The 8,400-nt window shown below is 62.8% G+C and carries 7 protein-coding genes and 1 pseudogene; 5 read left to right on the forward strand and 3 right to left on the reverse strand.

What is annotated here, in order from left to right:
• Positions 1-718: 718 nt before the first annotated feature.
• From AUJ55_02220 to AUJ55_02240, 5 genes are all read left to right on the forward strand, one after another.
• A complete protein-coding gene (locus AUJ55_02220) occupies positions 719-2,224 on the forward strand; it encodes a nitrogenase cofactor biosynthesis protein NifB (protein OIO60233.1) in 1,506 nt (501 codons plus the stop codon).
• 210 nt (positions 2,225-2,434) lie between these two features.
• On the forward strand, positions 2,435-2,713 hold the full coding sequence (locus AUJ55_02225) for a ferredoxin (protein ID OIO60234.1): 279 nt from the start codon (positions 2,435-2,437) through the stop codon (positions 2,711-2,713).
• Positions 2,714-2,910: 197 nt separating this feature from the next.
• A complete protein-coding gene (locus tag AUJ55_02230; GenBank protein OIO60229.1) occupies positions 2,911-3,354 on the forward strand; it encodes a hypothetical protein in 444 nt (147 codons plus the stop codon).
• Between the two features lie 212 nt (positions 3,355-3,566).
• Complete coding sequence (locus tag AUJ55_02235) at positions 3,567-4,106, forward strand: hypothetical protein (protein OIO60235.1); 540 nt, start codon at positions 3,567-3,569, stop codon at positions 4,104-4,106.
• Between the two features lie 345 nt (positions 4,107-4,451).
• A complete protein-coding gene (locus tag AUJ55_02240) occupies positions 4,452-5,414 on the forward strand; it encodes an ADP-ribosyl-[dinitrogen reductase] hydrolase (GenBank protein ID OIO60230.1) in 963 nt (320 codons plus the stop codon).
• A 40-nt stretch (positions 5,415-5,454) separates the two neighbouring features.
• Here AUJ55_02240 and AUJ55_02245 read toward each other — a convergent pair whose 3' ends face one another.
• From AUJ55_02245 to AUJ55_02255, 3 genes and pseudogenes are all read right to left on the reverse strand, one after another.
• Complete coding sequence (locus tag AUJ55_02245; protein OIO60231.1) at positions 5,455-6,651, reverse strand: hypothetical protein; 1,197 nt, start codon at positions 6,649-6,651, stop codon at positions 5,455-5,457.
• A 501-nt stretch (positions 6,652-7,152) separates the two neighbouring features.
• Positions 7,153-8,043 carry a multidrug DMT transporter permease gene (locus tag AUJ55_02250; protein ID OIO60232.1) on the reverse strand — a complete coding sequence of 297 codons (891 nt, stop codon included), beginning with the start codon at positions 8,041-8,043 and terminating at the stop codon, positions 7,153-7,155.
• Between the two features lie 109 nt (positions 8,044-8,152).
• Positions 8,153-8,400, reverse strand: a pseudogene (locus AUJ55_02255) (hypothetical protein).

The following is an 8,400-nucleotide window of genomic DNA, read 5'->3' on the forward strand; positions in this document are numbered from 1 at the left end:
TAGGAGTCTGTCGGACTTGAGATCGTCCTACTCGGCAATTGCTCCTGCATTGCTCTACCTCCTGCATCCATGCAGTCGTGCGCCGGCGGATAATCGGTCCAAATTCCCCCGGTTTTTCGTCACATAGCCACCACTATGATCCTCAAAACCGTGAAAATTTGGCCTCGATTCCCCACTCGGCTCGCTACGGACGCTCAAGCCCGACAGACTCCTAGGGAAGCGCTGATTGAATAGCGCTTGCGAGCGACCCAGGGATGGCTCGCCAAAATCAGGAACGTAGGAGGCGACCTAAGTCGCTGAAACCCTGGTGATTTTGCAAGCGAAGCAAAAACGCCGCCGCCTCATGGCGCCTACTTTTGGTTTTTGCGTAGCGCGCTGATTCAAGGCAGGAGCCTTTAATCGGCGTTTCCCTAACGCAGGGGGGCTACCAGATCCCGACCAGCCCCTTTCGACTCTGCGCCGACGCTGCTCCGGCAATCTAACCGCCACCTTCCGCATCCAGCAAGAAACCGTGGATGCCCCCTCTGTCGCCTTCCCGACAATCCCTCACCCCAAGTCCCATCTCCAACATCGTCCCACGACGGAAGTTATCCGTAGAACCATATTGAATTCAATTGGTTAGACGGATCTTTCACACCCGGCACGCCCCCTGCTAATCCCCGGCTGAAGCGATACCACCACGGCATATGCCATCGCCACCGTCCGGGAGGAAGCGATGATCGAACTTAAGGTGTTGGGCCAAGACGATTGCGCCAATGAGCCCTCAAAAGGGTGCGCCGCTTCAGGCTGCGGCAGCTCAAACGACGCGCTGAGCCACCTGCCCGAGGCGATCCGGGCCAAGGTGCACAACCACCCCTGTTATTCCGAGCAGGCCCATCACTACTACGCCCGGATGCACGTGGCGGTGGCCCCCGCCTGCAACATTCAATGTCACTACTGCAACCGCAAATACGACTGCGCCAACGAATCGCGCCCCGGCGTGGTCTCCGAACTTTTGACCCCCGCCCAGGCGATCAAAAAAACCCTGGCGGTGGCGGCCAACATCCCCCAGATGACGGTGCTGGGCATCGCCGGTCCCGGCGATCCGCTGGCCAACCCCGAGCGCACCTTCGAAACCTTCCGCGCCCTCAGCGAGCAGGCCCCCGACATCAAGCTGTGCGTCTCGACCAACGGTTTGGATCTGCCCAAACACGTCGAGGAGCTGGCCCAGCACAACATCGACCACGTCACCATCACCATCAACTGCGTCGATCCCGAGGTGGGGGCCAAGATCTACCCCTGGATCTACTGGAACAACCGGCGCATTCGCGGGGTGAAGGCCGCCAAGATCTTGATCGAGCAGCAGCAGAAGGGGCTTGAGATGCTCGTGGCCAAGGGGATTTTGGTGAAGGTCAACTCGGTGATGATCCCCGGCGTCAACGACCAGCACCTCAAAGAGGTCAGCAAGGTTGTCAAAGCCAAAGGGGCTTTTTTGCACAACGTCATGCCGCTGATCGCCGAGGCCGAACACGGCACCTTCTTTGGGGTCATGGGGCAACGCGGTCCCTCGGCCGCCGAGCTGCAAGCGTTGCAAGACGAGTGCGCGGGCGACATGGCGATGATGCGCCACTGCCGTCAGTGCCGGGCCGATGCGGTTGGGATGCTGGGCGAGGATCGCGGCGACGAGTTCACTCTCGACAAGCTTGAGACGATGGAGATCGACTACCCCGCCGCGATGGAACAACGGGCTCGGGTCCACGCCGCCATCGAGCAAAAGCTGGCCGAAAAATCCAAACCCCAGGCCACCGCGACGGTGTCGCTGGCCAGCATCGCCATCGCCCCGAAAACCCGGCCCGTGCTGATGGCGGTCGCCACCAAGGGGGGCGGGGTCATCAACGAACACTTCGGCCATGCCCGCGAGTTCTTGATTTACGAGGCATCGTCCCGCGGCGTGCGCTTCATCGGTCACCGCAAGGTCGACCTGTATTGCAGCGGCGACGACACCTGCGGCGACGGCGAGAGCGTGCTGAGCAAGACCATCCGCACCCTCGAAGGATGCGAAGCGGTGCTGTGCGCCAAGATCGGTTTCGAGCCTTGGGGGCAGTTGGAGGAGGCGGGGATCCAACCCGACGGTGGCCACGCCATGGAGGAGATCGAATCTGCCGTGGCGGCGGTGTACGCCGAGATGAAGGTTGCGGGAAAGCTTGAGGCCGCGCCCAAGCGCAGTGTTCAGGCGGCAGGTTGAGTTGTGGGGCGGGTGGAGCGGTTGGGAAATCCCCCCCGACCCCCTCTTTTCAAAGGGGGGAATTTTTTGGCCCCGCCTTTTTGAACGGGGAGGGTCGCCCCACCTGCTCGACGTTCGTCCCCCCTCTTTGCAAAAGGGGGGGTGGGGGGATTTGCAGTGTCACCCGCCAGCGCCACCCCCCGGCGCATCCAACTGAAAGAGAGGTTCATGATGGCGCTGTCGATCATCGAAACCTGCGTCAATTGCTTCGCCTGCGAGCCGGTCTGTCCGAGCGACGCCATCGTCGAGGCGAGTCCCCATTTTTTGATTCAGGCCGACAAGTGCACCGAGTGCGACGGCGACTTTGCCGAACCCCAGTGCGCCAGCATTTGCCCCATTGAGGGGGCGATCTTGTTCAGCGATGGCACCCAGGTGAACCCCGCTGGATCGCTGACCGGCATTCCCCCCGAGAAACTGGCCGAGGCGATGGCCGAGATTCAGGCGCGGTAAGGGGTTTTGGTTGGTTTTGATTGGCTGAGTTGGTGCGGCGGGGGGTGAGCGGGTTTTGGATGATCGCTCGGTGGTAGCCCCTCTGATGCATTTCTGCTCACCCTGAGCCCGTCGAAGGGTGGCGCGATCAACCCCGGCCGGTCCCAAAGGTTTTGAACCCAGGCTTTCGGTGCATCCCCCCTGGATGCGAGGTGTGTATGGCCGTCATCCGCTTCTTCGAAAAACCGGGTTGTCGCAACAACATCCGGCAAAAACGGTGGCTTGAGGCCAGCGGCCACATCGTATTGGCCCGCAACCTGTTGACCGAACGCTGGAGCGAAGCCCGGTTGCGCCCCTTTTTGCACGGACTGCCGATCCCCGAGTGGTTCAATCGCGCCGCCCCCAAGGTGAAATCGGGGGAGGTGGTGCCCGAAAATTTAAGTGCCGATCAGGCCCTCGAATGGCTGATCGCCGAGCCGCTCTTGATCCGCCGTCCTTTAATGGAGGCCGAGGGGCGCTGTCGTGTCGGCTTCGATCCCAAGGCGGTGGAACGGTGGATCGGCCTGGATTTAAACGCCGACCCCGGCAGCGGCGACATCGAGGCCTGCGCCCACCCCCATGCCGACAAGGGGCACGGGTGCGCGGTGAAGGAGTCGTCATGAGCGCTGCGTTGAAACGGGTCGATGTTGCGGGGTCGGGGGTGTTGGACCATGCGATCCCCACCCCAGAGCCCCATCTGTCGCAGGACGGGGTGGAGCTGAGGGGAACGAACGCCCGCCCCGGCCCCGCCGTTTCCTGCGCTGCACGAACAGAAACCCAAAAAGGTGCCCCCGGCACCCCCGGTGTCCCCTGGGAAGACCCTGAAGTCCTCTCGATCTACCGCCAGCTCGGCGGCGGCGATTTGCTCTCGCCCGAGCAAGAGGTTTGGGTCCGCCTGATCGCCTCGTGGCTCGGCGGTTGGGGGGTGTTGCCGGAACGGTTGGGGCTTGCCCCCGCCGATTTCGCCCGCCTCAACCAAACCCTGCTCCCCCACGCCGACCTGCCCGAATCGCCCCTGGCGACCCGCGATGCCCCCACCCTCAATGGCGCTTTCGAATACGACGATCTTGTCGATTTGCTGCTTTCGGGGCGGGAGGGGGAGGGGATCGCTTCGGGGTGGATGGCGACCGTGGTCGCTCGGGGTTGCCTGGGGTCGGACCACCTGTGGCAAGACCTGGGTCTATGGTCGCGCAGCGATCTGTCGACTTTGATGAACCGCCACTTTCCCCAGGTGGCCGCCCGCAACGACAAAGATATGAAGTGGAAGAAATTCCTCTACCGCCAGCTTTGCGAGCAGGAAGAGGTTTTGATCTGCAAGAGTCCGAGCTGCGCCGCCTGCGCCGATTTTTCGGTCTGCTTTGGGCCGGAGGAGTAATCGGAAAGCGCAGGTCGGAAGAGGGTGCGACGTCCAGTAAATCTGGGTTGGGGGGGGCGGGTTTTTGTGGGAGCGGACTTCTGTCCGCGAATGAAGGGGTAGCCCGGTACCTTCATTCCAACCATTCCCCGGCCGCCCAACGCAGCTTCGCTTCGGCGACAGAAGTCACCTCCCACAGGCGGGGTGGTTCGGTGGGTCTGGGTTGGGGCGACTTTTTAAGAATCCCTTAAACCGTCGATTGGCACAGGGGCATCGGGTTTCCGGCCCTACCCATTTGCCCCTGTCGTCGGCCAAAGCACCTTTTATCCGCTTCCAATTGATTGTTTTTGTCGTCCAGGAGCCCCCATGAGACCCGGCATTCGCAACACCACCGAGGATCGCGCTGTCGCCGCCTATCTTGGCTTGGCGATTGGCGACGCATTGGGGGCGACGGTGGAGTTCATGACCCCGCGCGAGATCGCCGCCAAACACGGCACCCACGACCAGATTCAAGGGGGAGGATGGCTCAAACTGCCCAAGGGGCGGGTCACCGACGACACCACCATGGCGCTGGCCCTGGGGGGGGCGATTCTCGACAAGGGTCGGGTTGAGGCGCAGGCGGTGGGGGAGGCGTTCGATGCTTGGATGCGGGGCAAGCCGGTCGACATTGGCAACACCGTGCGCCGGGGGATCCTTCATTTTCGCCGCACCGCAGAGGTTAAGGCGCCCGGCGGTGCCATGTTGGGGGGCAACGGCGCCTGCATGCGTACCCTGCCGGTGGCGCTGGCGACCTTTGGTTCGTCCGACGAACGGATGGTCGATGCCTCCCGCGCCCAGGGTCACCTGACCCATCCCGACGCCGAGTCGGATGCCGGGACCGAGTGTGTCAACCGGATGATTCAGCAGTTGATTGCAGGGGTTGAGAAAAACGGTTTGATCCACGGCCCGGTGAAGGATCTGGTCGAGCAGTACCCGACGTTTCGTTTTCGCGGACGCACCGAGCAAAACCCCGACGGCTACATCGTTCATACCCTGCGCGCCGTCTTTCAGGCCTTCTTCGATACCGACACCTTCGAGGAGTGTCTGGTCGATGTGGTCAACCGTGGAGGGGATGCCGACACCACCGGGGCGATTGCCGGAATGCTGGCCGGGGCGTGCTACGGCTGCGACGCCATCCCCCCCCGCTGGTTGAAAGATCTGCACGACGACACCCGCCAAGCCTGCATCGATCAGGCGCTGGCCTTGATCCGCCTGCCCCGCCCTCTGGCCCTACCCACCAGCGCAACCGCCCCCGGCCAGCCCCCCTCGGTCTCGGTCCGGGGGTCGTAAACCGACCCCCTGCCGTGGACGCCACACATCCGGCTCCGCCTCAATAGTGGTCGTTCAAGATCTTTTTGATGATGTTCAGCAGCCCGGCGCCATCCTTTTTGAGTTGGGTCTGAGTGGGTAGATCGAACGATCCGCAACTTGTCCCCTCGCCCGCGATTCCCGGTTGCTGTACCCGGATCGCCGAGCGGTGCTGCTCGTCGATCGCGAAACTGCGGATCAGGTTGGACTTGGGCTGCGCCAACGCAAAGTTGGCCGGTCCAGTGTTGCTGTAATTGCGGTTGTCGGCCCAGTTGTGGAAGGCCATGGCCTGGTTGGGCACGTACTGGGTATGGCGGGTCAACATGATGCCATCCATGGAGTACTCGACCGCGCCGTCATGCCAGGCGACCTGATAGCGGTGCCAATCGCCCACGTTGTAATTGGGTACGACCTTGGTGATCGGCGTGACGCAATATCCCCCCTGTTTTCCGGCGCCGCCCCGCACCGTCATCATCAGCATGTCGTTGCTGGCGTGGGTGGTATCGGTCGCCGGGTGGGCGATCTCCATGAACCAGGCGAACTGCATGTCGTAGGGATCCATCAAGGTATTCCAGAACCCCCATCCCCGGCTGCCCCCCTCCTCGCCCTGCGCTTTGATCTCCATCGTAACGCGTTGCGAGACCGTGGCGTCGGCCAGGTAGGGGGTGTTGAAGGCCAGGTCGGGGTACCACTCCCAATCGGGTTCCTGGGTGAGGTAGGCCAGCGGGTTAACATCTTGATGAACCGGGGTGGTGGTGTTCCAACTGTCCCAGGCATAAGGGGTGGTGGGGAGGCCGTTGTCACGATACGGATAGGGGGTGGAGCAGTGCTGCTGGAGTCGGGCGTAGATCTCCAGGGGGTTTTTCGGCGTTTGCACCAAGGGATTGGCCGCGTCGGGCAGCCGGTCGAAGGCTTGTGGCTCGGGTTGACCGATCCCCTGCCGCGCGCAGGCGTTGTTGTACATCTCTCCGTTGATGTAGGGGGTGGGGGTGGTCGGGTCTGGCATGGCGGTCAACGTAACGCAGGGTTTGTCGGTGCTGCAGCCGGGTTCATCGGTGACATTGAAGGTGTGGGTCCCGGTAGCGTCCTCGCGCCAGAGCCAGGTGTTGAAGGTGGTGTTGTTCTTGGGCTGATCTTGATACTGGAAGTTGTCGGTGTAGACCCGAACCCAGGGCTCGCCCGCTTGAGCCACGCAGGCGGCAAACCCCACCCCCACCATGACCGTCGTACTCAGTACGCTTCGATGTGACCGTTTCATCCTCGCTCCTTTGTTTCAATCTCAAGTCGGTGCAACGAATGAGCATTCTGTAGCCCACTTTTTAGGATCGGGCAAGGTGCGTGGGGGATTGACGCGTCGTCCTTGGGGAGGGGGCGGTTTTTTGGGGGGGCGCTCTGCCGAGGTTGGTCCTCGGTCCGCAACAACGATGCGCAGGCGACTGCAAGGGTGTGGGTTTATGTAGGCGCGGTCCCCGACCGCGATTAAGAAGAGGCAATACGGCCCATTCCAGGTGACTTACTCCCACCGAAGGCGTCATTCCGGGGCGCCGCAGACAACCCCAGAATCAACCCGACCCCGCCGCCCCATTCAAAGGGTGGATAAGCACAGCGCATCCACCTTTCCGGGGGTAGAGCCTCTTCAACAATGCGTATCCTAACCGCCGGGGGGCGCCCATCCGGGGCGAGGGGCCTACGCCGCACGGGCGGTTCCCACCCACGGGGGTTAGGCCACCCGAGCCTTTCGCCCCGGCATCATGGCGATGCCGACCCCGGCGATCACCACCGCCCCTCCCAGCAATTGCGATCCGCTGGGCAGGTGCCCCAGTCCCGCCTCGATGGTCATGGCAAACACCGGCACCAAATTGAGGAACAACGCGGTACGGCCCGCCCCAAGATGGGCGATACCGGTGTTCCAAAACAGGTAGGCCAGAACCGTTCCCCCCACCGCCATCCCCGCCAGGGCCAGGGCTGCCTGCAACCCCGGCATGGCCAGCGGCGCGCCGCTGCCGACCGCCACCGCCAGCAACAGCCCTGCCCCAACCAGCATCACCCAGGTGGTGTTGACCACCTGCGATCCAGGGGGCATCAGCCGCTTGCCCAGGGCGTTGTAGGCGGCCCAAAAGAGGTTGGCGAGCAGCATCAATCCATCCCCCTGGACGATGTTCAGGTGGGCCAACAAGCGTAGGTCTCCCCCCGAAATCACCACAACCACCCCCGCGAAGGCGACCGGGATGGCGAGCAGCTGCGCCGTGGTTGGACGCTCCCCCACCAGCAGCGCCGCCATCAGGGCGGTCATCAGGGGATTGGTCGCCATGATGAGCGCCGCATTGGTGGGGGAGGTGCTCTGCATCGCCCAGAAAAAGAGCAGGTTGAAGCCGGCGATGCCGACGCTGCCCAACACGGCGTAGGCCCCGGCATGGCGGGGAATCGGGGCCAGCAGCGCCTCGCGCCGGTAAGCGACCAGCCCCAGCATCAATGCCGCCCCCACGACAAACCGGAGCGCCGCCCCCCAGAGGGGATCAAGGTCGGCCAGGACCGGCACAATCAAGACAAAGTTGGCGCCCCAGAAAAAGGCGGAGAGGGTGACGATCAGGTAGACCTGGGTGGGGGACATAGGCATCTCATGGGGGTCGGAAATTCTTGAGGAGGCGAAGACTATGAGACCGACCCAGTGGGGTGGACCCCACTCCTTGGACAGTTTGGGGGCGAAAATTTGTAAACGGTTAGTGGCGGTGGGTGGTTCCGCCGTGGGTTTGATGGACCTGTTCTGGGGTCTTGCCGCCGAGGGCACTGTGGGGGCGCTCGGTGTTGTAAAACCGGAAGTAGCGGTCGAGCCCCTGGTGCAGCGCCACCCCATCGGCATGGTCGTACAGGTAGATCTCTTCGTACTTCACCGTGCGCCACAAACGTTCGATGAAGACGTTGTCCAGCGCCCGGCCCCGTCCGTCCATGCTGATGAGAATCTGTTGTT

It is taken from the genome of Proteobacteria bacterium CG1_02_64_396, assembly GCA_001872725.1.
Taxonomy (GTDB): Bacteria; Pseudomonadota; MNWR01; order CG1-02-64-396; family CG1-02-64-396; genus CG1-02-64-396.

Coding starts and splice junctions, on each gene's coding strand:
- AUJ55_02245 (OIO60231.1), bottom strand. CDS start 6,651: ATGGTGGGGGTGGGGTTTGCCGCCTGCGTGGCTCAAGCGGGCGAGCCC.
- AUJ55_02225 (OIO60234.1), top strand. CDS start 2,435: ATGGCGCTGTCGATCATCGAAACCTGCGTCAATTGCTTCGCCTGCGAG.
- AUJ55_02250 (OIO60232.1), bottom strand. CDS start 8,043: ATGTCCCCCACCCAGGTCTACCTGATCGTCACCCTCTCCGCCTTTTTC.
- AUJ55_02240 (OIO60230.1), top strand. CDS start 4,452: ATGAGACCCGGCATTCGCAACACCACCGAGGATCGCGCTGTCGCCGCC.
- AUJ55_02230 (OIO60229.1), top strand. CDS start 2,911: ATGGCCGTCATCCGCTTCTTCGAAAAACCGGGTTGTCGCAACAACATC.